This is a genomic window from Nonomuraea cypriaca, from assembly GCF_015645445.1.
GTDB lineage: Bacteria > Actinomycetota > Actinomycetes > Streptosporangiales > Streptosporangiaceae > Nonomuraea > Nonomuraea cypriaca.
Map to the genome: position 1 here is coordinate 21,642 of NZ_JADOGI010000010.1, position 22,674 is coordinate 44,315.

24 protein-coding genes are annotated in these 22,674 nt (G+C 69.0%); 15 read left to right on the plus strand and 9 right to left on the minus strand.

Annotation, left to right across the window (positions count from 1 at the left end):
* The first annotated feature begins 5 nt into the window (after positions 1 to 5).
* From ruvX to ITP53_RS05255, 4 genes are all read left to right on the plus strand, one after another.
* Positions 6 to 485 carry a Holliday junction resolvase RuvX gene (gene ruvX, locus ITP53_RS05240; protein WP_195894141.1) on the plus strand — a complete coding sequence of 160 codons (480 nt, stop codon included), beginning with the start codon at positions 6 to 8 and terminating at the stop codon, positions 483 to 485.
* Positions 482 to 1,768, plus strand: a complete 1,287-nt coding sequence (mltG, locus tag ITP53_RS05245; RefSeq protein ID WP_195894142.1) for an endolytic transglycosylase MltG — start codon at positions 482 to 484, stop codon at positions 1,766 to 1,768. The genes ruvX and mltG (ITP53_RS05245) overlap by 4 nt, the downstream gene beginning before the upstream one ends.
* Before the next feature lie 211 nt (positions 1,769 to 1,979).
* Complete coding sequence (mltG, locus tag ITP53_RS05250; RefSeq protein ID WP_195894143.1) at positions 1,980 to 3,137, plus strand: endolytic transglycosylase MltG; 1,158 nt, start codon at positions 1,980 to 1,982, stop codon at positions 3,135 to 3,137.
* A gap of 376 nt (positions 3,138 to 3,513) precedes the next feature.
* Positions 3,514 to 4,377, plus strand: coding sequence for a shikimate dehydrogenase (locus ITP53_RS05255; protein ID WP_195894144.1), 864 nt, complete (start codon positions 3,514 to 3,516; stop codon positions 4,375 to 4,377).
* On the opposite strand, the gene ITP53_RS05260 is transcribed toward ITP53_RS05255, so the two are convergent.
* Both ITP53_RS05260 and ITP53_RS05265 read right to left on the minus strand, forming a co-directional pair.
* Complete coding sequence (locus ITP53_RS05260) at positions 4,349 to 4,768, minus strand: type II toxin-antitoxin system VapC family toxin (protein WP_195894145.1); 420 nt, start codon at positions 4,766 to 4,768, stop codon at positions 4,349 to 4,351. The genes ITP53_RS05255 and ITP53_RS05260 overlap by 29 nt on opposite strands.
* Positions 4,765 to 5,046, minus strand: a complete 282-nt coding sequence (locus ITP53_RS05265) for a type II toxin-antitoxin system Phd/YefM family antitoxin (RefSeq protein ID WP_195894146.1) — start codon at positions 5,044 to 5,046, stop codon at positions 4,765 to 4,767. The genes ITP53_RS05260 and ITP53_RS05265 overlap by 4 nt, the downstream gene beginning before the upstream one ends.
* Positions 5,047 to 5,392: 346 nt before the next feature.
* Between ITP53_RS05265 and infC the strand changes: the two genes are divergently transcribed.
* The 7 genes from infC to ITP53_RS05300 all read left to right on the plus strand — a co-directional run bounded on the left by infC (position 5,393) and on the right by ITP53_RS05300 (position 12,427).
* Entirely contained in the window at positions 5,393 to 5,962 is a 570-nt protein-coding gene (gene infC / locus ITP53_RS05270; protein WP_328814054.1) for a translation initiation factor IF-3, read from the plus strand.
* A gap of 118 nt (positions 5,963 to 6,080) precedes the next feature.
* Positions 6,081 to 6,275: a 50S ribosomal protein L35 gene (gene rpmI / locus ITP53_RS05275; protein ID WP_195894147.1), complete on the plus strand. Its 195-nt coding sequence runs from the start codon at positions 6,081 to 6,083 to the stop codon at positions 6,273 to 6,275.
* 24 nt (positions 6,276 to 6,299) lie between these two features.
* Positions 6,300 to 6,683 (plus strand): 50S ribosomal protein L20, encoded by a 384-nt coding sequence (gene rplT, locus ITP53_RS05280; RefSeq protein ID WP_195894148.1) that lies wholly within the window; start codon positions 6,300 to 6,302, stop codon positions 6,681 to 6,683.
* Between the two features lie 72 nt (positions 6,684 to 6,755).
* Positions 6,756 to 7,559: a TrmH family RNA methyltransferase gene (locus ITP53_RS05285; protein ID WP_195894149.1), complete on the plus strand. Its 804-nt coding sequence runs from the start codon at positions 6,756 to 6,758 to the stop codon at positions 7,557 to 7,559.
* Between the two features lie 50 nt (positions 7,560 to 7,609).
* The gene (locus tag ITP53_RS05290; protein WP_195894150.1) at positions 7,610 to 8,701 is read left to right on the plus strand and encodes a sensor histidine kinase; all 1,092 of its coding nucleotides are present in this window, start codon (positions 7,610 to 7,612) and stop codon (positions 8,699 to 8,701) included.
* A 130-nt stretch (positions 8,702 to 8,831) separates the two neighbouring features.
* Positions 8,832 to 9,872 (plus strand): phenylalanine--tRNA ligase subunit alpha, encoded by a 1,041-nt coding sequence (pheS, locus tag ITP53_RS05295; protein ID WP_236050478.1) that lies wholly within the window; start codon positions 8,832 to 8,834, stop codon positions 9,870 to 9,872.
* A complete protein-coding gene (locus tag ITP53_RS05300; protein WP_195894152.1) occupies positions 9,872 to 12,427 on the plus strand; it encodes a phenylalanine--tRNA ligase subunit beta in 2,556 nt (851 codons plus the stop codon). The genes pheS and ITP53_RS05300 overlap by 1 nt, the downstream gene beginning before the upstream one ends.
* Before the next feature lie 43 nt (positions 12,428 to 12,470).
* On the opposite strand, the gene ITP53_RS05305 is transcribed toward ITP53_RS05300, so the two are convergent.
* Positions 12,471 to 13,160 (minus strand): Uma2 family endonuclease, encoded by a 690-nt coding sequence (locus tag ITP53_RS05305; protein ID WP_328814030.1) that lies wholly within the window; start codon positions 13,158 to 13,160, stop codon positions 12,471 to 12,473.
* A 94-nt stretch (positions 13,161 to 13,254) separates the two neighbouring features.
* Positions 13,255 to 13,863 carry a Uma2 family endonuclease gene (locus tag ITP53_RS05310; protein WP_407941215.1) on the minus strand — a complete coding sequence of 203 codons (609 nt, stop codon included), beginning with the start codon at positions 13,861 to 13,863 and terminating at the stop codon, positions 13,255 to 13,257.
* Positions 13,864 to 13,962: 99 nt separating this feature from the next.
* On the opposite strand from ITP53_RS05310, the gene ITP53_RS05315 reads away from it, so the two are divergent.
* The gene (locus ITP53_RS05315; RefSeq protein ID WP_195894153.1) at positions 13,963 to 14,196 is read left to right on the plus strand and encodes a hypothetical protein; all 234 of its coding nucleotides are present in this window, start codon (positions 13,963 to 13,965) and stop codon (positions 14,194 to 14,196) included.
* A 60-nt stretch (positions 14,197 to 14,256) separates the two neighbouring features.
* Positions 14,257 to 15,003: a metallophosphoesterase family protein gene (locus ITP53_RS05320; protein WP_195894154.1), complete on the plus strand. Its 747-nt coding sequence runs from the start codon at positions 14,257 to 14,259 to the stop codon at positions 15,001 to 15,003.
* Positions 15,004 to 15,089: 86 nt separating this feature from the next.
* On the opposite strand, the gene ITP53_RS05325 is transcribed toward ITP53_RS05320, so the two are convergent.
* The 4 genes from ITP53_RS05325 to ITP53_RS05340 all read right to left on the minus strand — a co-directional run bounded on the left by ITP53_RS05325 (position 15,090) and on the right by ITP53_RS05340 (position 19,295).
* Positions 15,090 to 16,394, minus strand: a complete 1,305-nt coding sequence (locus ITP53_RS05325) for an MFS transporter (protein ID WP_328814033.1) — start codon at positions 16,392 to 16,394, stop codon at positions 15,090 to 15,092.
* A 91-nt stretch (positions 16,395 to 16,485) separates the two neighbouring features.
* Positions 16,486 to 16,845: a nuclear transport factor 2 family protein gene (locus ITP53_RS05330; RefSeq protein WP_236050473.1), complete on the minus strand. Its 360-nt coding sequence runs from the start codon at positions 16,843 to 16,845 to the stop codon at positions 16,486 to 16,488.
* Positions 16,846 to 16,876: 31 nt separating this feature from the next.
* Positions 16,877 to 17,284, minus strand: coding sequence for a hypothetical protein (locus ITP53_RS05335; protein WP_195894156.1), 408 nt, complete (start codon positions 17,282 to 17,284; stop codon positions 16,877 to 16,879).
* A gap of 349 nt (positions 17,285 to 17,633) precedes the next feature.
* Complete coding sequence (locus ITP53_RS05340) at positions 17,634 to 19,295, minus strand: class I adenylate-forming enzyme family protein (RefSeq protein WP_195894157.1); 1,662 nt, start codon at positions 19,293 to 19,295, stop codon at positions 17,634 to 17,636.
* 292 nt (positions 19,296 to 19,587) lie between these two features.
* Between ITP53_RS05340 and ITP53_RS05345 the strand changes: the two genes are divergently transcribed.
* Positions 19,588 to 21,252 (plus strand): endo-1,4-beta-xylanase, encoded by a 1,665-nt coding sequence (locus ITP53_RS05345; RefSeq protein WP_195894158.1) that lies wholly within the window; start codon positions 19,588 to 19,590, stop codon positions 21,250 to 21,252.
* Positions 21,253 to 21,310: 58 nt separating this feature from the next.
* On the opposite strand, the gene ITP53_RS05350 is transcribed toward ITP53_RS05345, so the two are convergent.
* A complete protein-coding gene (locus ITP53_RS05350; protein WP_195894159.1) occupies positions 21,311 to 21,916 on the minus strand; it encodes a VOC family protein in 606 nt (201 codons plus the stop codon).
* Between the two features lie 173 nt (positions 21,917 to 22,089).
* Between ITP53_RS05350 and ITP53_RS05355 the strand changes: the two genes are divergently transcribed.
* A complete protein-coding gene (locus tag ITP53_RS05355) occupies positions 22,090 to 22,671 on the plus strand; it encodes an HD domain-containing protein (protein ID WP_195894160.1) in 582 nt (193 codons plus the stop codon).
* Positions 22,672 to 22,674 lie beyond the last annotated feature (3 nt).

Below are 22,674 nucleotides of genomic sequence, written 5' to 3' on the forward strand. Positions count from 1 at the left end.
CTGACATGAGGTTCGGTTCACGGATCGGTGTGGACGTCGGCTCCGTACGTGTCGGCGTGGCCCGCAGCGACCCTTCCGGGCTGCTGGCCACGCCCGTCGAGACCGTTCGGCGGGGCAAGGGCGACCTCGCCCGGATCGCCGCGATCGTCGCCGAGCACGAGGCGATCGAGGTCGTGGTCGGGTTGCCCACCTCGCTGTCCGGGCGCGAGGGGCAGGCGGCCACGCTGGCGCGTGAATTCGCCGTCCGCCTGGCCGCCCGGCTCGCCCCGACCCCGGTGCGGCTCTTCGACGAGCGGCTGACCACGGTCGCCGCCCAGCAGGGGCTGCGGGCCAGCGGCATGAAGGGCAAGAAGCAGCGGGGCGTCATCGACCAGGCGGCGGCGGTCGTGCTGCTGCAGGACGCGCTCGACTCGGAGCGCGTCACGGACAGACCACCAGGCAGGCCCGTCGAACCGCCCCCAGCGGCCGACGGACCTGCCTCATGAGCCGCCCGTCCGAAGACGAGGACGACGTCGGTGACGTGATCCCGTTCGGTGCCGCCGACGACGCACCCGACCCGGCGTCGGAATCACCCGGCACGGCACACTCCGCTTCGGAACGCGCCGCACCCGGTGAGCCAGAAGGAGAGCCTGCGGGTGAGTCCGAGGCGGAGCCGGTCGATGGAGAGCCGGCCGCAGCGGGTGAGCTCGGAGCGGAGCCGGTCGATGGGCGGGCGGAGGTCGTTCCTGTGCCCGCGCGGCGGGCGGTGCGCAAGGCCGCGCTGCTGACCGGTGGTCTGGCCATCTCGCTGCTGGCTCTCGGGGCCGGGGTGTTCGCGGTGCTCAGGCCGTACATCAGTCCTGAGGACTACGAAGGGACCGGGAGCGGCGCCGTGACGGTCAGGATCGCGCCCGGTTCGAGCGCGGAGGCCATCGGCTTCACGCTGGCCGACGCGGGGGTGGTGGCGAGCGCGCGGTCGTTCGTACGGGCGACGGAGGACCGGGCGGTGGCCGACCGGCTGCGGCCGGGCCACTACCGGCTGCGCAAGGGCATGGCGGCCGCGGCGGCGCTCGACCTGCTGCTCAAGCCCGCGTCCAAGGTCGTACGGCGGGTCACCGTGCCCGAGGGCATGCGCGTGAGCGAGGTGCTGGCACGCCTCGCCATGCAGGCCGCGCTGCCGCTCAAGGAGCTCCAGAACGTCGACAAGGCCCTCGTCGGCCTGCCTGACTACGCCCGGGGCCTCGAAGGCTTCCTGTTCCCGGCGACGTACGAGATCGAGCCGGGGGACACGGCCGTGGACGTGCTCGCGGCGATGGTGGAGCGCTTCGGCGCCGCGGCCCGGCAGATGGACCTGAAGGAACAGGCCGCGCGGGTGCGTCTGACCCCGCTGGAGGCCGTCACCGTCGCCAGCATGATCCAGGCCGAGGGCGGCACCGACGGCGACTATCCGAAGATCGCCAGAGTCATCTACAACCGGCTTCAGCGGGGCACTCCGCTGGAGATCGACAGTACCGTCTTGTACGCACAGAACCGCCGGACCCTGAGGGTTACGGAGAGCGACACAAAGGTTGACTCACCGTACAACACCTATCGCCACAAAGGGCTGCCGCCAGGGCCTATCGCCAATCCCGGCGAGAAGGCGCTGATGGCGGCCTTGAACCCCGCAGAGGGGGATTGGCATTGGTTTGTAACGACGGATCCGGCGCATAGAATCACCAAATTCACCAACAAAGAGAGCGAGTTCGTGAGATACCGGGAAGAGTTGAACAAGAACCTCGGGACGAGCTGATGTTCGACGGGACCACGCCTGTCCCCGCGCAAAAGCCCCAAAACGGGGCACGCGCTCTCTTTCCGTCCCCTAGCATGGCTACCCAGAGTGATCTCCGCTGGCCATCGGAGCATGTCCGGCGGATCCCCCAGTTCCGCTCGGTAACTCCAGCCGGTTGGGCGCATTCGCTTGACGCCTGGCCGGCCGTACCGGGAGATTGGCCAGCGAACCTATGAACGATCTCGATCTGAACACCCTGCTCGGCGCCGAGGACGACGAAGGTCAGACGCGGCGCCGCACCCGAGGCTCCGGTAAACGCGGCAGCGGCCGCAGGCGGCGCAGGCGCCGCAACCGGGGCGGATTCGTGGCGCCGCTGCTCGCCTTCATCATCCTGGCGGGCATCATCGGCAGCGGCGGCTACTACGGCTACCACTGGCTCAACGACGCACTCGTCCCTGACGACTTCACCGGTCAGGGCAAGGGCGAGGTCGTCATCGAGATCAAGGACGGCCAGAGCGCCTCGGACGTGGCACTGGAGCTGGAGCGGCAGGGGGTCGTGGCCAGCGCCAGAGCGTTCACCAACGCCATCGGCAACGCCGGCAAGAGCGCCTCACTGCAGCCCGGCGAGTACAAGATGCGCAAGCAGATGTCGGCGGCCAACGCGGTGACGATGCTCAACCCCGAGAGCCGGCTGCTCGCCAAGGTGACGATCAAGGAGGGCCTGCGTCTGTCCGTCACCTTGTCCACGCTCGCGGAGGAGACAGGCAAGCCCGTCGAGGAGTTCACCGCGGCGGCCAAGGACGTCGGCGAGTTCGACCTGCCGTCCTACGCCAGGAACAAGCTGGAGGGCTACGCCTTCCCGGCCACGTACGAGTTCCAGCCCAAGACCACCCCGGCGGAGATGCTGGCGGCGATGGTCAAGCGGTTCAACCAGACGGCGGAGAGCGCGGACCTCCAGGGCGGCGCCAAGGATCTCGGCCGCACGCCGCACGAGATCATGGTCATCGCCAGCATCGTGCAGGCTGAGGGCGGTCGGTACGAGGACATGCCGAAGATCGCCCGCGTCATCTACAACCGGCTCGACCACAAGCCGCCCATGAGGCTCAGGATGGACAGCACGGTCTTCTACGGCCTGGGCACGTACGGCACCGCGGCCACGAACGCGGACCTGGAGAGCGACTCCAAGTACAACACGTACAAGTTCGACGGCCTGCCGCCCGGCCCGATCTCCAACCCGGGCGACCACGCCATCGAGGCCGCGCTCAACCCGGCCAAGGGCGACTGGCTCTACTTCGTCGCCACCGACCCGAAGAGCAACGTCACGAAGTTCGCCACCACCGAAGCGGAATTCCAGGTGCTCCTGAACGAGTACCGCGCCAACGGCGGGTGACTGTCCAGGCCGGTCCCCCTTCGGTGGTCCGGCCGGTGCGTGCCCGACCCTTTTCTCAGTTTTACGGCGGAGCACGGCGGGCACCTCCCGCCGCCGCGGGGAACCGCCTGTCCAAGGGACGCTCCTCCGGCGGCGGGCCGTCCCGCCGCGACGCGCGCACCGTGGGCCGTCCGGGTGGTGCGGTCCGTCGGCCGCGCCCGCCCCCATCGATCGTCAGCCGGAGCCGGACACGCCGCCCCTATGGGCCGGGACAGCCGTCCCGACTGGCCGAGGTTGGACGCGCGTCCATCGGGCGGCGGCGGACACGCCCCTATCGGGCGGGGTCGGATAGTTGCCGGGGTTGGCGATAGGGTCTTGCTGTTTGGAAGGAGTGCGGATGCGGGCTGCGGTGATGGGGTCGCCCATCGCTCATTCGCTCTCGCCCTACCTGCACCGGGCCGCCTACCAGGCGATGAGGCTCGACGGGTGGAGTTACGAGGCGTTCGAGTGCGACGAGGCGCGACTGCCGGGACTGCTGGCGGAGTTGGCGCCCGTGCGCGGGCAGGCTCCCGGCGGCGATGACGACCGGGCGTGGGCGGGACTGTCACTGACCATGCCGCTCAAGCGCGCCGTGCTCCCGCTGCTCGACACCGTCTCCGAGCCGGCCGTCGAGGTCGGCGGGGCCAACACCGTGGTGTTCCGCGACGGGCTGCGCCACGGCTACAACACCGACGTCTACGGCATCGAGCAGGCGCTGGCCGAGGCCGGGGTGCCGGCGCCGCGGTCGGCCGCCGTGCTGGGCGGCGGGGCCACGGCCGCCTCCGCGCTGGCCGCGCTGCGCGACCTCGGGCTGTTCTCGGCGACGCTGCTGGTGCGCGATCCCAGCCGGGCGGGGGAGACGGCCGAGGTGGCCGAACGGCTGGGCATGGCACTGGCGGTGGAGACGTTCGACGAACTCGAGGCGCTGACACGCGTGGACCTGGTGGTGTCCACGCTGCCCGGTGGGGCGGCCGACGCCTTCGCCGACCGCCTCGCCCAGGCGCCGGCGCTCTTCGACGTCATCTACTCGCCCTGGCCGACCAGCGCGGCGGCGGCCGTCCTGGCCGCGGGCGGCACCGTGGTCGGAGGGTTCGAGATGCTGCTGCACCAGGCGGTGCGTCAGGTGGAGCTGATGACCGGACGGACGGATGTGCCGGTGGAGGCCATGCGGGCGGCTGGAGAGGCCGAGATCCTCAGGCGCTCGGCCAGTCGAACGGGTTGATCGTTTTCACGTCGAGCCCCGTGAAGTCCTTCACGTTGCGGGTCACGAGAATCGAGTCGTGCGCGCGGGCGGTGGCGGCGATGAGGCCGTCGACGATCGGGAGCGGCCGCATGGCCTGCATCCGCCCCCATTCCTCGGCCACGGCGGCGGTGACGGGCAGGACCCTCGTCCGGAACTCGTGATGGAGACGATCCAGCCAGGACTCGTAGCCGCCTGCCCGCATGGGGTCGCGGCGTCGTAGCAGCTCGACGCCCTTGCGGATCTCGCCGAACACCATGACGCTCACGTAAAGATTGGGCCCGGAGATGGTGTCGAGCCACGCCTGCACGCCGTCGTCCCTGGTGCGCTTGGTCATCTCCGACACGACGTTGGTGTCGAGAACGTAGCTCACTCCCCGGCCTCGAAGCCGATGTCCCGCGTCTCGGTGCTCTTGTCGCGGGTGAGGTCGAGCTCGCTCAGGTCAGGGCCCGAGAGCAGGAACTCCTTGAAGTCGGGCTGCCGGCCCTTGAGCTGACGGTATTCCTCCATGTCGAGGATCACCGCCACATCATGCCCGTGCCTGGTGACGATCTGCGGTCCCTCGTCGTGGGCCCGCCGAACCACTTCGCTGAATCGCTGTTTCGCTTCCTGTAGTTGCCATTTGCTCTCTTCAACCTGTTCTACGGTCATACGCCCTCCTTCTGTCTATTCTGGACAGAAGTTTATCGGAGGGACCTTGGCCAGCGGGGATGATTCGAGGAAGCTTCGTGGTTGTGGTAATGTAGCTCTCTGATCGGTCCGGCATGCCTTGCTGGACGCGCAAGCGGAGGTCTCCTCCCACCTGAGTCGCCGAAAGGTGGCCGGGTCCAGGATCACGCCGGACTACTCCGGGGAGCTCGAGGCCACGAAAGCCACAGAGCTCAGTGGCCCCGCATGCGCGACGTGCGGGGCTTTTCGCGTTCAGGCGCGATGCTCCCGGCACGACGAGCACGTAGGGATCGCAAACCTAGGAGGCCCCATCAGCACTGAGCCCCGCATCAACGAGCGTATCCGAGTTCCCGAGGTTCGCCTCGTGGGCCCGAACGGCGAGCAGGTCGGCATCGTCTCCATTCACGACGCGCTGAAGCTCGCCCAAGAGGCCGACCTCGACCTCGTCGAGGTCGCGGCCACGGCTCGACCGCCCGTGTGCAAGCTCATGGACTACGGCAAGTTCAAGTACGAGTCCGCGATGAAGGCGCGCGAGGCGCGCAAGAATCAGGCGCACACGATCATCAAGGAGATCAAGCTCCGGCCGAAGATCGACCCGCACGACTACGAGACCAAGAAGGGTCACGTGGTGCGGTTCCTCAAGGCGGGGGACAAGGTCAAAGTCACGATCATGTTCCGTGGACGCGAGCAGTCCCGGCCCGAACTCGGGTTCCGGCTGCTGCAGCGGCTCGCGGACGACGTCCAGGAGCTCGGCTTCGTGGAGTCGCACGCCAAGCAGGACGGCCGTAACATGATCATGGTGATCGGTCCGCACAAGAAGAAGGCCGAGGCCAAGGCCGAAAAGGCCGCCGCCAAGGCACAGCGTGGCGGCGAGGAGCCTTCCGAACAGGAAGCGTGACCCGCGGTTGGGGTTAGCCTTACAGGACCCCAGCGGCCACCGGCAGACGAAGACGCCGACCGGGCCGGCCAGCACCGGCCCGGCCATCGGCACGACCGAAACGAGGAGAGACGGCGACATGCCGAAGATGAAGACGCACAGCGGTGCGAAGAAGCGGTTCCGGGTCACCGGCTCCGGCAAGATCAAGCGCCGCCGTGCCAACCGCGCGCACTACAACGAGTGGAAGTCGTCCACGCTGACGCGCCGTCTCAAGAACGAGGTCGTCCTTTCCGACGCAGACTCAAAGAAGATCAAGAAGCTGCTCGCCAAGTAGCGCGAACCCCCGGGGAGATAGAACATGGCACGCGTGAAGCGGGCGCTCAACGCCAAGAAGAAGCGCAAGGTCGTCCTCGCGAGGGCGAGCGGTTACCGTGGCCAGCGGTCGCGGCTGTACCGCAAGGCCAAGGAGCAGATGCTCCACTCGATGACGTACGCCTACCGGGACCGCAAGGACCGTAAGGGTGCGTTCCGCCGTCTGTGGATCCAGCGGATCAACGCCGCCGCCCGCCAGAACGGCATGACCTACAACCGCCTGATCCAGGGTCTGCGTCTGGCCAACATCGAGGTCGACCGCAAGATCCTGGCCGACCTCGCGGTCAACGACAGCCAGACCTTCGCCACGCTCGTCGAGGCCGCCAAGAAGGCGCTCCCGGCGAACGTGAACGCTCCGGCCGCGAGCTGAAGCACTTTGCCTTGACCGAGGGCCCACCGATGACGGTGGGCCCTTTGCTGTATGCACCACAGGGGGACGAGGATGGCCGGGTCCGAGCTGACCAACGTGAGGTCGCCGCGGGTGAAGACCGCGAGGCGGCTCACCAAACGGGCCTTCAGGGAGCAGGACCGCAGGTTCCTGGCCGAGGGGCCGCAGGCGGTGCGCGAGGCCCTCAAGCTGGACGGCGTGACCCTGGAGCTGTTCACCACGGCCGAGGCCGAGCTGCGTCACCCGGAGCTGATCACCGACGCCACGCTCAAGGGCGTCTCCGTGCACCGGGCCAGCGGCGAGGTCATGTCGGAGCTGTCCCAGACCGTGACCCCGCAGGGGCTGGTGGCGGTCTGCACGCTCGTACACGTGCCGCTGGAGCGGGCCCTGACCGGCGCGCCGAGTCTGGTCGCGGTGCTCGCGCACGTACGCGATCCGGGCAACGCCGGCACCGTGATGCGGGTCGCCGACGCCGCCGGGGCGGACGCGGTCGTCTTCACCGACGCCTCCGTGGACCCGTACAACGGCAAGTGCGTACGCGCCAGCGCGGGCAGTCTGTTTCACTTGCCGGTCGTCATCGGTGCACCGGTGAGCGAGGTCGTGCGTCACCTTAGAGAGCAGGGCATGCGCGTGCTGGCGGCCGACGGCGCGGGCAAGCACACGCTCGACGATGTCGATCTGTCGGGTCCCACCGCGTGGATCTTCGGGAACGAGGCCTGGGGACTGCCGGAGGAGATACTCGCCGAGGCGGATGATGTGGTGAGAGTGCCCATCTATGGACAGGCGGAAAGCCTGAACCTGGCCGCCGCCGCGGCGGTGTGCCTTTACTCCTCCGCCAGGGCTCAGCGAGTGTCCTAGGCGGTTGGAAACCCGCTATTGTCGGCGTTGTAGGCGGAGGAGGCGAGGTCGTGCACGGCGCAGACACCGACGGGCGAGTGGTCGCGGCCGCGTGCACGATAGCCATCGACGATCTTCCCGACGGCCTCATCATGACGGACCGGTTCGGTTGCGTGCTGGCCGCCAACCGGGCCGCGGCCCGGCTCACCGGCGTCGCCGTGGAGCGCGCGGTGGGCCGCCACATGAGCGACGTGTTCCCCTTCCGCGACCACGACGGCCGGGACTGGTGGAAGGCGCTCGACCCCGAGGGCGGGCTGTGCACGCGGAGCAGGGTGCCGGAGCGGCCGCTGCACCTGCCGGGCGGCCAGGAGCTCTACGTCGCGGCCAGGCTCGTGCGCGAGCCGGAGCGCGCCGGCGAGGTCGAGCGCGTCGTGATCACGATGCGTGACGGCGGCGCCCGCTCCCGGCTGGAGCGCAGCCGCGCCGACCTGGTCTCGACCGTGGCCCACGAGCTGCGCTCGCCGCTGACCAGCGTCAAGGGGTTCACCGCGACCCTGCTGGCCAAGTGGACGCGCTTCACCGACGAGCAGAAGCGCGTGATGCTCGAGACCGTCAACAACGACGCAGACCGGGTGACCAGGCTCATCACCGAGCTGCTCGACGTCTCGCGGATCGAGTCCGGCCGGCTGGAGGTGCGCCGTCAGGTCGTCGACCTCCCCGCCAGGGCGCGCAGGCTGATCGCCGGCCGGGTGGCCGCGGGCGACTCCGACGAGCGCTACCGGCTGGTCGCGGGCGACGACCTGCCCGAGATGTGGCTCGACCAGGACAAGATCGACCAGATCCTGGGTAACCTGGTGGAAAACGCGGTGCGCCACGGGCGCGGCACCGTGACAATTGACATCGAATCCGTCGGATGGGGAGTCGCCGTGTCGGTGCGCGATGAGGGTGAGGGCATCGAGCCCGAGCTGGCTCCGCGCGTCTTCAGGCAGTTCTGGCGGGGGGGCAACAGCCGCAGGCGTGGCGGCACGGGGCTCGGCCTGTTCATCGTGAAGGGCCTGGTCGAGGCGCACGGCGGCACGATCACCGTGCAGCGCGCGCCCGAGGGCGGGGCGGAGTTCCGATTTACCGTGCCCACCGGCACGCCCGACTTCGCGACCCCGTAGCGAGCGAGTCGGCCCCGGTGGGCGGGCCCCACTAGACTCTTTTTCGCTCAAGCCCTGGATACGGAGCTCACTCTTGTCTGACTACGACCCCGTCGAGGTGACACCGTTGCATGCCGACGAGGTGTCCCGCATGGAGGCCGACGCCATCGCGGCGATCAAGGCGGCCGCCGACCTCGACGCACTCAAGCAGGCCAGGCTGGCGCACGCGGGCGACCGCTCGCCCATCGCCCTGGCCAACCGCGAGATCGGCGCCCTGCCGCCGGCCGCCCGCGCCGAGGCCGGCAAGCGCGTCGGCGGCGCCCGCAAGGCGATCAACGAGGCGCTGGCCGCGCGCCACGCCGAGCTGGAGGCCCAGCGCGACGCGCGGGTGCTCGTCGAGGAGACCGTCGACGTAACCCTGCCATGGGACCGGCGGCCGCGCGGTGCCCGCCACCCGCTGACCACGCTGCAGGAGCGCGTCGCCGACGCGTTCGTCGCGATGGGTTACGAGGTGGCCGAAGGGCCCGAACTCGAAGGCGAGTGGTTCAACTTCGACGCCCTCAACATCGCCAAGGACCACCCGGCCCGCTCGGAACACGACACGTTCTTCGTGGACTCCACGGAGTCCGGCATGGTGCTGCGCACGCAGACCTCGCCGGTGCAGATCCGCGCGCTGCTGCAGCGCGAGCTGCCGGTCTACGTGATCTCGCCGGGCAAGACGTTCCGCACCGACGAGCTCGACGCGACCCACACCCCGGTCTTCCACCAGACCGAGGGGCTGGCCGTGGACGAGGGGCTGACGATGGCCCACCTCAAGGGGACGCTCGACCGGTTCGCGGAGGTGATGTTCGGCAAGGGCATCACGACCAGGTTCCGGCCCAACTACTTCCCGTTCACCGAGCCGTCCGCGGAGATGGACCTCAAGTGCTTCGTCTGCCGCGGCGCCTCGGCGATCCCCGGCAACCCGCCCTGCCGCACCTGCAAGTCGGAGGGCTGGATCGAGTGGGGCGGCTGCGGCATGGTCAACCCGCGCGTGCTCGTGGCGTGCGGCGTCGATCCGTCGCGATACTCCGGGTTCGCGTTCGGCATGGGCATCGAGCGGACGCTGATGTTCCGGCACAACGCCGAGGACATGCGTGACATGGTCGAGGGAGACGTGCGGTTCACGCTCCCGTTCGGAATGGAGATCTGATGAAGGTCCCGCTTTCCTGGCTGCGGGAGTATGTCGATCTCCCGGCGGTCACCGCCCACGAGGTGGCCGACAGGCTCACCGCGGCCGGGCTCAAGCTCGAGTCGATCAGCTCGTACGGCCATGACGTCAAGAACGTCGTCGTCGGCGAGGTGCTCGAGATCGAGGAGCTGACCGGTTTCAAGAAGCCGATCAGGCACTGCAAGGTCGAGACCGGCGAGGCGACGCCGCGCGAGATCGTCTGCGGCGCCACCAACTTCGCCGTCGGCGACCGCGTCCCCGTCGTGCTGCCCGGCGGTGTGCTGCCCGGTGGGTTCGAGGTCGGGGCGCGCAAGACGTACGGGCGGATGTCCGAGGGCATGATCTGCTCCGAGCGCGAGCTCGGTCTCGGCGACGACCACCACGGCATCATGGTGCTGCCCGCCGGCACCCCGATCGGCACCGACGTGGTCGAGCTGCTCGGGCTGCGCGACGAGGTGATCGAGCTGGAGATCACACCCGACATCGGCTATGCGCTGTCGATCAGGGGCGTGGCGCGCGAGGCGGCCACGGCGTTCGGGGTGGCCTTCCGCGACCCCGCCGACGTCGAACTGCCCGTGGAGACCGAGCCCTCGTGGCCGGCCTCGATCGCAGACCCGACGGCGTGCGACCGGTTCGTGCTGCGCGAGGTGCGTGGCTTCGACCCGGCCGCCACGAGCCCGCTGTGGATGCGCGTACGCCTCACGCGGGCCGGCATGCGTCCCGTGTCGCTGGCCGTCGACGTCACCAACTACCTGATGCTGGAGCTCGGGCAGCCGCTGCACGCGTTCGACCGGGCCAAGCTGAGCGGCGCGATCGTCGTACGCAGGGCCGGGGCCGGCGAGCGGCTGGAGACGCTCGACCACGTGGTGCGTGAGCTCGATCCCGACGACATCCTCATCACCGACCAGTCGGGGCCGATCTCGATGGCCGGCACGATGGGCGGCCTGGAGACCGAGATCTCCGGCGACTCGACAGACATCGTCATCGAGGCCGCCCACTTCTCCGCGACCGGCATCTCCCGCGAGTCCCGTAGGCACGGGCTGGTGTCGGAGGCGTCCAAGCGGTTCGAGCGAGGCGTCGACAGGGAGCTGCCGCTGGTCGCCTCGTGGCGGGCCGTGCGGTTGCTGGCCGAGCTGGGCGGCGCCGCCGTGCAGCCCGGGGTCACGCAGGCCGAGGTCGAGGTGTCGCCCGCGCGCATCGCGATCCCGTCCGGCTATCCGGGCGCGGTGGCCGGGATCACATACTCGAAGGACACCGTGGTCGCGCGGCTGGAGCAGGTCGGCTGCGTCGTGACCGACGGCGAGGAGCCCGCCGTACGCCGGGGCGGCGTCGACCCGACCGGCGTGGTGACCGGCGGCGCGCTGGCCGCCAGGCTGGCCGTCACGGGCCCCGACATGATCACGGTGACGCCGCCGTCGTGGCGTCCCGACCTCACCGACCCCAACGACCTGGCCGAAGAGGTCATCCGGCTGGAGGGCTACGAGAGTCTGCCGTCGGTGCTGCCCTTGGCTCCGGCCGGTGCCGGGCTCACCGAGGGGCAGCGGCTGCGCCGACGGGCCGGCCGGGCGCTGGCCGAGGGCGGCCACGTCGAGGTGCTCAACTACCCGTTCATCAGCGCCGACGACTTCGACCGGCTGCTGCTGCCCGCCGATGACGCGCGGCGGCGGGCGATGCGGCTCGCCAACCCGCTGTCGGAGGACGAGCCGCTGATGCGCACGACGCTGCTGCCTGGGCTGCTCAAGGCCCTGGTACGCAACGTCGGGCGCGGCTTCGCCGACGTGGCGATCTACGAGATGGGGCCGGTCTACCGGCCGCGCGAGGGCGCTCCCGAGGTGGCGCCGGTGCTCGGGGTCGAGCGCCGGCCGACCGCCGAGGAGCTGGCCTCGATCGAGGCGGCGCTGCCCGACCAGCCGCTGCGGGTCGCGGCGGTGCTGGCCGGGGAGTTCGAGCGGTCCGGCTGGTGGGGTGGCGGGCGCCAGGCGTCGTGGGCCGACGCGGTGCAGGCCGCCCGGCTGGTGGCCGCCGAGGCTCGGGTCGAGCTGTCCATCAGCGCCGACCAGCACGAGCCGTGGCACCCCGGCCGGTGCGCGGCGCTCTACGTCGGGGACACGCTGGTGGGGCACGCGGGCGAGCTGCACCCGCGGGTCGTCGAGGCGTACGGGCTGCCGCCGCGGACCGCGGCGATGGAGCTGGAGCTGTCGCGGCTGGCGTTGTTCATGCCCGGCCCGGTGGACGCCCCGGCGGTGTCCGCCTACCCGGTGGCCACGCAGGACGTCGCGCTGATCGTGCCCGACTTCACGCCCGTGGCCGACGTGGAGGCGGCCCTGCGCGACGGGGCCGGCGAACTGCTGGAGTCGATCCGGCTGTTCGATGTCTACGCGGGGGAGCAGGTGGGCGAGGGGAACAAGTCGCTCGCCTACTCGATGCGGTTCCGGGCCGGGGACCGTACGTTGACGGTCGAGGAGACGACGGCGGCCAGGGACGCGGCGGTGGCGATGGCGACCGATCGCGTGGGGGCTCAGCTCCGGAGCACCTGATCCGCAGGATGGGGGCCGGTGCGGCGGATGCCGTGCCGGCCCCTTATCGGCTTCGGGCGACGTAGAGCTTGTTGAGGTCGACGTCGATGTCGAAGGGGACCGTGAGCTTCAGCCAGTCGTGATGGATGCCGGTGATCGCGTAGGACTTGGTGGCGGGGTCGATCTCATAGACGAAGACGGCCGGCCTGCCGTTGATCTCCTCGATCCGCCAGTAATGGGGGATCCCCGCCTCCGCGTAGAGGACCGGCTTACGCTCCCTGTCGCGCACCTCGGAGTCCGGCGAGACCACTTCGACGGCGAGCACGACGTCCTCTGCCTTGAAGCAGCTGATCTCGCGGCCGATGACCGCCCCGGGACCCAGGACGATGAGGTCGGGCTCCGGCCGCTGCTGGGCCTCGAGCTTGACGCTCATCTCCTGGCGCACTTCATGGCCTGCAGGCACGAGATCTTCCAGATTGACGCGCAGCCGGAAGATGACCATGTTGTGGAAGTCTCGCTGGGGGCTCACGAAGACCAAGCTTCCATCAATCAACTCTGTGTGCGCAGGCAGATCCGGAATGTGATCGAGATCTTCTGCGACGAAGCCCTCTGGTGGTGGGAAGACCCAGTCGGGGAGCGAGGGATGGGGCGTCATCTTGATGATCACCGCTTCGGCAGCCACGGTCATGGTCCAACGGTACCAATCTATTGTGCTCACGCCATGTGAACGGCCATACACGCTCGCGTACGACATTCAGAGTATGGCCGAGACGGAACAATCAGCTGCTGGTGTTCGGTGGGCGGGATGACGCGGAGGAGGTTGCCGAGACGTTGGGGGAGAGGTTTCCTCAGATGCGGTCGATCTCGGCGAGGTCGATGTCGAGGTCGAACGGGACCGTGAGCTTCAGCCTGTCATGGTGGAGGCCGGTGCGGGCGTAGGAGCCGGTGCCGGGGTCGAGCTCGTATACGTATATGACCGCTTTGTCCGAATGGTTTTCCACGCGCCAGAAGTGCGGGATGCCGGCCTCGGCATAGAGGACGGGCTTCCGTTTGCGGTCGCGCGTTTCGGATTCTGGGGAGACCACCTCCACCACCAGCAGGACCTCCTGCGCGCGGTAGAACGTCTGCTTGGCGTGCTGGTCGGCGTCGGCACGGATGACGCAGAGGTCCGGCTCGGGGCGCTGATCCCTGCCGAGGATGACGCTCATTTCCCTGCGCACCCGGAGGTCCGCCGGGGCCGCACGGCGCAGCTCACTCTCGAGAAGCGATACGACGCGCATGTGGAAGGAGGCTTGGGGGCTCACGAAGACCAAGCTTCCATCAATCAACTCTGTGTGCGCAGGCAGATCCGGAATGTGATCGAGGTCTTCTGCGACGAAGCCCTCTGGTGGTGGGAAGACCCAGTCAGGGAGCGAGGGATGAGGCGTCATCTCAAGGATCACCGCTTCGGCAGTCACGGTCCAACGCTACCAATCTATTGTTCTCACGCTAGGTGAACGGCCATACACGCCCGTGTACGAATCCCCGGGTATGGCGGAGGCGGAACAATAGAGGTTATGACGCAGCTGCTGGTGTTCGGCGAGAGGGATGACGCGGAGGAGGTCGCGGAGACGTTGGGGGAGTGGTTTCCCTCGCTTGGGGTGCCGCGGGTGGTGCGGGAGACGCTTGCCGGGGAGGACGACGCGGAGGACGCCCAGTGGCTGGTCGTCGTCGAAGGGCTGGAGAAGAGGGCGCTGGGCAAGGTGGATGAGCTGGTAGCGCGTCACGACGGGTGGCGGGAGCGGCACTGAGGATTTCGTCCGGCGCGAACATCGTTCCCGTGGGATCCGGGCTCGGACAGAGTGGCTGGTATGCGTGTAGCCGTGCTGTCCGATGTTCATGGAGTGTTGCCCGCGCTCGAAGCCGTGCTGGCCGAGCCGGACGTGGTCGCCGCTGATCTGATCGTGCTCACCGGGGACCTGGCGGCTGGGCCGATGCCGGTCGAGACGCTAGACGTGCTGGTCTCGCTGGGGGAGCGGGCGCTGTGGGTCAACGGGAACGCCGACCGGGAGCTGGTGGAGGTGGCGGCGGGCCAGGGCTCCCCCTATGCGATCTCGCGGTGGGCGGGGGAGCGGTTGCGGGCCGATCAGGTCGAGTTGCTGGCCGCCCTGCCTCATCGGCAGGTGCTCGATCTGGGGCGGTTGGGGACGGCGTTGTTCGTGCACGCCACGCCGCGCAGTGACGAGGAGATGATCCTCGTGGACAGTTCGCTGGAGCGGTGGGGTGAGGTGCTGGCCGGGGAGAGCGCCGGCACCGTGGTGCTGGGCAACACCCACATGCCGTTCGTACGGCTCGTCGACGGCGTCCTGGTGGTGAATCCCGGGTCGATCGGGATGCCCTATGGGCGATACGGGGCGCAGTGGGCGCTGCTCGACGGGGAGAGCGGGGCGGTCACCCTGCGGACGACGCCGCTCGATGCCGCTCGGGTGGGGGAACGGCTGATCGCCGGGAGCGGGTTCGACGGGATCGAGGAGTGGGTGGGTGAATACGTGACCAGCGTCTACTCCGATGCCGAGGCGTTGCGGGTGTTCGCCAAGGCCGAGCGGCGGCCCGGTTAGGCGGACGCTCCCCCACGCGGGTTTCCTGCGGTCAGGCGGCGGGTTCCTGGGCCGTGCGGTCAGGCGGTGGCTTTCGGGTCGTGCGGTCAGGCGGTGGCTTCCTGGGTGGCGGCTGCTTCTCTGCGGGCCTTCTCGGCCAGGGCGTGTTCGTCCGTTCTGGCGTCGTAGCCGCGGAACTTCGGGAGCGCGGCGCTCAGTGCCAGCACCGCGCCGACGCACAGGAGGCCGCCGGCGCCGAGGGAGAAGCGGGTGCCGCCGAGGTCGGCCATGAGGCTGGCCCTGGTGTTGCCGAGCATCGGGCCGCTGGCGTACGAGAGGAGCTCGATGCCGGCCAGGCGCCCGCGGAGCTCCGGCGGGATCGTCTGGTTCCACATGGTCATGCGGAAGATTCCGCTGATCATGTCGGCGGCGCCCGCGAGGGCGATGCAGACGAACACCACCCAGACGTTGGGAGCCAGCGCGGTCGAGGCGACCGCCACGCCCCAGAGTGCGGCCGCGATGATCACGCCGAGCCCCTGGCGCTGTACGCGGGCCGCCCAGCGGCCTGTGATCGAGGCGATCAGGGCGCCCACCGCGGCGGCCGAGTAGAGCAGTCCCAGCGCCTGCGGCGCCCGCAGCTCATCGGCCAGGAACGGGAACAACGCCGTCGCCATCGCGAACACCATCGCGGCGATGTCCACCAGGTACGTGCCCATCAGATCCTTGCGGCCCACCGCGTACCGCACGCCCTCGACCAGCGACTCCAGCGACGCGGGGGCGGCGTCCTCGGCCGCCGGCAGCGACCTGATCCGCCACAGCAGGACCAGCGACAGGACGAAGGTCACCGTGTCGACGCCGTACGCGAGCGCCGCGCCGAACACCGTCACCAGCAGACCGCCCAGCGCCGGGGCCACGATGGCGCCGAAGTTCCAGCGCAGGCTGGACAGCACCGCCGCCGCGCCCTGCTGGTCGTGCTTGACCACCTGCTGGATCACCGCCTCCAGGCTGGGGCGTTGCAGGGAGGCGATGCCGGTGGAGATGGCGCCCATCACGTACAGGACCCAGACCTGGGGGTTCGGCAGCATCGCGTTGATCATGAGTGCCGCCGAGGTCACCAGGAGGCCCAGCTCGCTCAGTACGATGATCTTGCGACGGTCGAGGGCGTCGGCGATTGCGCCGCCCCACAGCCCGCACACCACCATCGGCACGAACTCCGCCAGGCTCACCAGCCCGACCGCCAGGAAGGAGCCCGTCAGCTCCTTCATCTGGTACGGAATCGCCACCATCGAGATCAACGTGCCGAACATCGTGATGACGCCGGACCCGAAGAGCAGACGATAGTCGCGCGAATCGCGCAGCGGACTCAGGTCCAGCGAAACGTGGCGGAAGAGGCTTTTCACTCGATCGGGCACGAGTTCAGATTGTCTGACATCAGGCCTGGGCAGGGCAAATGCTTTACACGGAAGAAGGCCCCGGAGAGGTGTCCGGGGCCTTCTGAGGGGGTCAGGCGCTGGGTGCGAGGTCCAGGAAGCCGAGTACCTTGCGGATTCTGCCGTCCTCGGCCAGTTCCACCATGTCGTATCCGGCGGCGACCGGCTCCCCGCCGGCCGGGCCCAGGTTCCAGGTGAACCTGGCGATGTGGTGGTGGGCGTCGTACACGTCGCCGGCCGTGAACACGAGACCGGGGAACATGGCCTGCGCGCCCTCGATCGTGGCCGCGATCGCGGCGTGGCCGGTGACATCGGCCAGCGGGTCGGTGTAGGAGCTGTCCTCGGTCCAGAGGCCGGCCACCGCCTTGGCGCGGGCGTCGGGGTCGGTCTCGTTCCAGGCGGCGAGGTAGCGGTCGAGCAGGTGCTCGGTCATGGTCATCTCCTTCGGGTCGGTTGGTGCCGGGTCAGTTGGTGTGGATCTTGCGCAGGCCGGTGATCTGGAGTTCGGCGAAGACGCCGACCACCAGGGCCTGGGCGATGGTCCAGATCGCGCCGATCGTGCTGAAGTCCGTCGCGCCGGTGACGACGGCCGCGATGCAGCCCAGGGTCCAGACGATGTTCAGGGCGATCACGGCCTTGGTTCCGGCCGGGCTGATCCGGCGGCGGGTGGCCAGGAGGCCGACGGCGATGCCGTACACGAGGAGGAAGACTCCGATGCCGCGCAGCAGGCCGGCGTCCGGGCCGAGCAGGGTGCTCACGGGCCCGGCGAAGGCCAGGTAGACCAGCCCGTTGACGCCGGTGACGACGGCGTCGGCGGCCAGAGCGAGGCGCAGGAACTTCATCCGGTCGGCGGTGACGGTCAAGGCGGTCATATCGGGCTCCTTCGTTCGTTCCGACAGGTGAAAGATGTCAGGAACGGCATAGGGGCCGCGATTACGCGCCAGGTAATGCGCTCCGGCGTTCGGTCCTCGACCTGCGGTGGCGCGGGTGGAAAAGGGGGCTCCGGCCGGTCGGCTCGCCCCGCCATCACAGGAGGGGCAGCGTCTCCATGAACCCGTCGTGTGTGACGAGCCGTGACGTGAGGGCGCCGTCGCCGGTGACCAAGCGCCATGACGGCGGGTGCGGCGACGGCGGCCATATGACCTGCCGCGATGAAGGCGGCGATCTTACCGAAACGGTAGCGGCTCCCCGGGGGACGGAGCGCGCGTGCCGCCGGGTGCGTCAGGTCCCAAGGATCTCCCGGCGCAGGTGCGTCTTGAGGATCTTGCCGCCGGGGTTGCGCGGCAGCTCGCCCTCACGCAACCAGACGTGTACGGGGATCTTGAACTTGGCGATCCTGCCCGTCAGGAACGACCGCAGCTCCTCGGCCGTGATCGACGCGCCGGGCGCCGGCCGGATCACCGCGCCGACCTCCTCGCCCAGCTCCTCGTGCGGCACGCCGATCACCGCGGCGTCGTCCACCGCCGGGTGCTCGAACAGGGCCGCCTCCACCTCGGCGCAGTAGACGTTCTCGCCGCCCCTGATGACCATGTCCTTGGCCCGGTCCACGATGTAGACGAAACCCTCGTCGTCGATCTTGGCCAGGTCGCCGGTGTGCAGCCAGCCGCCGACGAACGTCTGCGCCGTCGCCTCCGGTTTGTTCCAGTAGCCCATGATGACGTTCGGGCCGCGCAGGCACAGCTCGCCCACCTCGCCGGGCGGCAGCTCGTGACCCATCGGGTCCACCACGCGCAAGTCGACCACGGCCGACGGCAGGCCGATGCTGTCGGGCTTGGCCTGGTAGTCGGCGCCGCCGTTGCCGATGGCCAGGGCGGTCGTCTCGGTCATGCCGTAGCCGTTGGAGGGGGCGCGGTTGGGGAGGTTCTCGGTGATGCGCTCCAGCAGCTTGGGCGGGGCGGGGGCGCCGCCGTAGCCCAGGGCGGTCAGGGACGACAGGTCGTACTTGCCGAAGTCGGGGTGGGACATGAGCTGCCAGGCGTTCGTCGGCACGCCGATCATCGTGCTGATCTTCTCGCGCTCGATCAGGCGCAGCGCCTGCTCGGGGTCCCACTTGTACATGAGCACCAGGCCGCCGCCGCTGAACATCGTGGTCGTCAGGCCGGAGAAGCAGCCTGTGACGTGGAACAGCGGCACGGTCAGCAGCGTCACGCGGCGTACGCTCGCCGCCGCCGCCGGGTCCTTGCCCGACATCGTGGCCGCGCGCATGAACCCGTAGGAGACGGTCATCGGCGACTGGCCGAGGTTGCGGTGGCTGCCCAGCGCGCCCTTGGGGCTCCCGGTGGTGCCGGAGGTGTAGAAGATCGTGGCCGGGTCCTCGGGGGACAGCTCGACGTCGGGAAGCTTCACGTCGGCGACGACCTCGCCGAGCACGTCCTCGAACCTGCGCGCACCCTCCGGCGCCTCGCCCCTGGTGACGATCAGCGGCACGCCCGTCGAGGCCAGCCGCTCGGCTCGCTCGCCGTCCGCGATCAGCACCTTCGCGCCGGAGTCGCGCACGCCGTAGGCCAGCTCGGCCTCCGTCCACCAGGCGTTGAGAGGTACGGCGATGGCCCCAGCCGCCAGCGCGGCCGAGAAGGAGACGACCCATTCCGGGTAGTTGCGCATGGCCACGGCGACGCGGTCGCCCTTGCGCACGCCGTACTCCTCGACCAGGCGGCCGGCGAGGGTGGCGGCGCGGCGGAAGTGGTCCTCGAACGTGAGGTGCTCGTCCTCATACACGAGGAAGACCTTGTCGCCGTGGAATCTGCTCATCTCCAGCAGGGCGCGGAAGTGGGCGGGTGCGTGCTTCCATGTGCGCACGCCGGTGTCGCCGATCTCCTCTACCTCGAACAGCTGGCCTGGTCCGGTGATCTGGGCCTGGACCTGAGCGTGCGAAAGGGACATGCGCAGAACTCCCGCAGTGGACGATTATTCCGGATAAATCACAGTACCGACCGGTAGGTACGTCGCGCTAGAGCAGGCGAAACAGGCGCTGCCGAGCCCGATGGAGGAGCTCGATCCGGGCAAGCCGTTGTGAAAGTTTCATTTTCTAGCCGATAGTTTCTGCCTCCGAGCTGCCCTTTTGCGCCCGGCTTGAAGCCGCCATTGATTGTCCCCTTGCATGTAAATACCGTCTGCGGTGCGATCCGACCCGGGTCGAAAACTTTCGGAACCGAGTGCCTGCCTCCGGAGGTAGATGTCCGTGCATTCGTCCTCACTCGTCAGAGCCCTCACCCTGGTGGGGATACTCGTCACCTTCCTCCTGCCCGCGACCGCGGCCGAGGCCTCCGGGCCCCTGCGTACGCACGCGGCCAGCCGGGGCAAGTTCATCGGTACGGCGCTCGCCACCGGCCCGTTGTCCAATGAGACCTCGTACCGCAACATAGCCTCCACCGAGTTCAACCAGGTCACGGCCGAGAACGCGATGAAGTGGGAGTCGACCCAGCCCAGCCAGGGGCAGTTCACGTTCTCCGGCGCCGACGCCATCGTCAACTTCGCCACCCAGAACAACCAGCAGGTCCACGGCCACACGCTCGTGTGGCACAGCCAGACGCCCGGCTGGGTGCAGAGCCTCAGCGCGACCGCGATGCGCACGGCGATGCAGACCCACATCAGCACGGTCGTCGGCCGCTATGCCGACAACCCCGCCGTGGTGTCGTGGGACGTGGTGAACGAGGTCTTCGACGACAACGGGAACATGCGCTCCTCGTTCTGGTACAACACGCTCGGCGAGAGCTTCATCGCCGACGCCTTCCGCGCCGCGCGCGCGGCGGACTCCAACGCCCGGCTCTGCATCAACGACTACAACGTCGAGGGGATCAACTCCAAGAGCACCGCGATGTACAACCTGGTGTCCAGGCTGCGCGGTCAGGGTGTGCCGATCGACTGCGTGGGCTTCCAGGGCCACCTCGCCATCCAGTACGGCTTCCCGAACGACCTGCAGCAGAACATGGAGCGCTTCGCCGCCCTCGGCGTCCAGGTCCGGGTCACCGAGCTCGACGTGCGCATGCAGATGCCCAGGAGCTCCTCCAAGGACACCACCCAGGCCACCTACTACCGCAACGTCGTGAACGCCTGCATGGCCGTCACCGCCTGCGCGGGCGTGACGATCTGGGGCTTCACCGACAGGTACTCGTGGGTGCCCGACACGTTCTCCGGTGAGGGTGCCGCGCTGATCTACGACGAGAACTACCAGCGCAAGCCGTCCTACACCGCCGTGCACGACGCGCTGGCGGGCGGAAGCAGCAGCGACACCACGGCACCGAGTGCGCCGGGAACGCCGTCGTCGAGCAACGTCACCTCGAACGCGGCCTCCCTGACGTGGACCGCCTCGACGGACACCGGCGGCAGCGGGCTGGCCGGCTACAACGTGTACAGGGAACAGGGCGCGACGGACACCCAGCTCGGGCAGAGCACCACCAACTCGATCGCGCTGACCGGGCTGAGCCCCTCCACCCAGTACCAGGTGTACGTGCGGGCACGTGACGGTGCGGGGAACCTGTCCGCCAACTCGCCGCTGGTCACCTTCACCACCTTGAGCGGCCCCGGTGGCAGCGGTGGGTGCGGCGCCGCGGGCACCGTACAGACCCAGTGGAGCGGCGGGTACGTCGTGCAGCCCGTGACCGTCACCAACACCGGCACCTCCAGCATCAGCGGCTGGACCGTCACCTTCACCCTGCCCGCCGGGCACACGCTGACCGGCTCGTGGAACGCCGCCGTGACCGTCAGCGGGCAGACCGTCACCGCAAGGAACGCGGGCTACAACGGCACCCTGGCCGCGAACGCCAGCACCAGCTTCGGCTTCCAGGTCAGCCGGCCGAGCGGGAACACGCAGACGCCCTCCGGGTACACCTGCGCCTGACCTCCCCCGATCCCCTGGGTCCTCGTGACCCAGGGGATTTTCGCCGCTCATCGGCGGGTCACGGATCCAGGGTGATCCCCTCGCGGCGGAGGTCCTCGACGATGCCGTCGACGAGGCGGGTGGCGACCGTGTGGTGGAGCCGGCCGTCCTCGCGCAACTCGCGGACGGCGGGGACCGGGTCGGGGTCGGCGAAGAGGCGTTCATCGGAGTAGTCCACCGGCCTGCCGGTCGGGTCGACGGTCCACCAGGACGCCTCCAGCGCGATCCCGTTCGGGTCGCTGAAGTAGATCGACCGCAGGAATCCGTGGTCGATGACGTCGGTCACCTCGCAGTCGTGGGCCTTGAGCCGGTCGCGCAGCCGGTTGAGCGCGTCCTCGTCCGGCAGGTGCAACGACAGGTGGTCGAACTGCGCGGCCCGCGCGTACGGCACGCCGGCGGGCTTGGCGAAGCTGTCGAGCGGCTGGTCGGTGTATTCGAAGAAGGCGACGGTGTTGCCCGGCGCCACCTCGAAGAAGTAGTGCTTGAACGCGGGGATGGCGAGCGTCGTGACCAGGCGGGCGTCGAGCACACCGTGCCAGAAGCGCACGGTGGCGTCCATGTCCGCGGTCACCAGGGCTAGGTGGTGCACACCGCGCCAGTGCACCGTTTCTGGATTGGCAGCCATGCCGCAACAGTACGCCTTTCAACTATCTACGTTAACCCCGGGCTTCCTCCTCGTCAGGCTGGGTACGGTCTCGTTCCCGGAGCCGGACCTGGTGTGGTTCGGACTGCGGGGAGTGTCGCTCGGGTTACGCTGAGCGAACTCGTTTCCGCTGATGGTCGAAGAAGGGATCTCTCGTGACGGACGACCTGGCCGGACTCGCGGGCTTGCTCTATGAGTTCGGGCTGCTCAAGCGTTATAAGCGCACAGGATGGCTGGTGGCGGGAGTACGCGATCCGGAGAGCATCGCCGACCATTCGTTCCGTGCCGCGGTCCTGGCGAGTGTGATCACCGTGCTGGAGGGCGGTAATCCGGAGCGGGCGGCGTTCATGAGCCTGTTCCACGACACGCAGGAGAGCCGCGTCACCGACATTCCCTACGTCGGCAAGCGCTATCTCCAGGCCACGCCCAACGAGCAGGTGACCGCCGACCAGACGCGCGGCCTGCCTGAGCCCGTCGGGCGGATGATGGGCGAGGCCGTCGGCGAGTACGAGCGCAACACCACCCTCGAATCCGTCTGCGCCAGGGACGCGGACAAGCTGGAGTGCCTGATCCAGGCCGTCGAATACCGCGAGCAGGGGCACCAGAACGTGCAGCCGTGGATCGACAGCTCGCTCTCCGCGCTCAAGACCAAGTCCGCCAAGCGCATCGCCGACGACGTGCTCACCACGGGGTCGCTGGAGTGGGTGACCAAGGTGCTCAACGGCGACGAGGGGTGACCG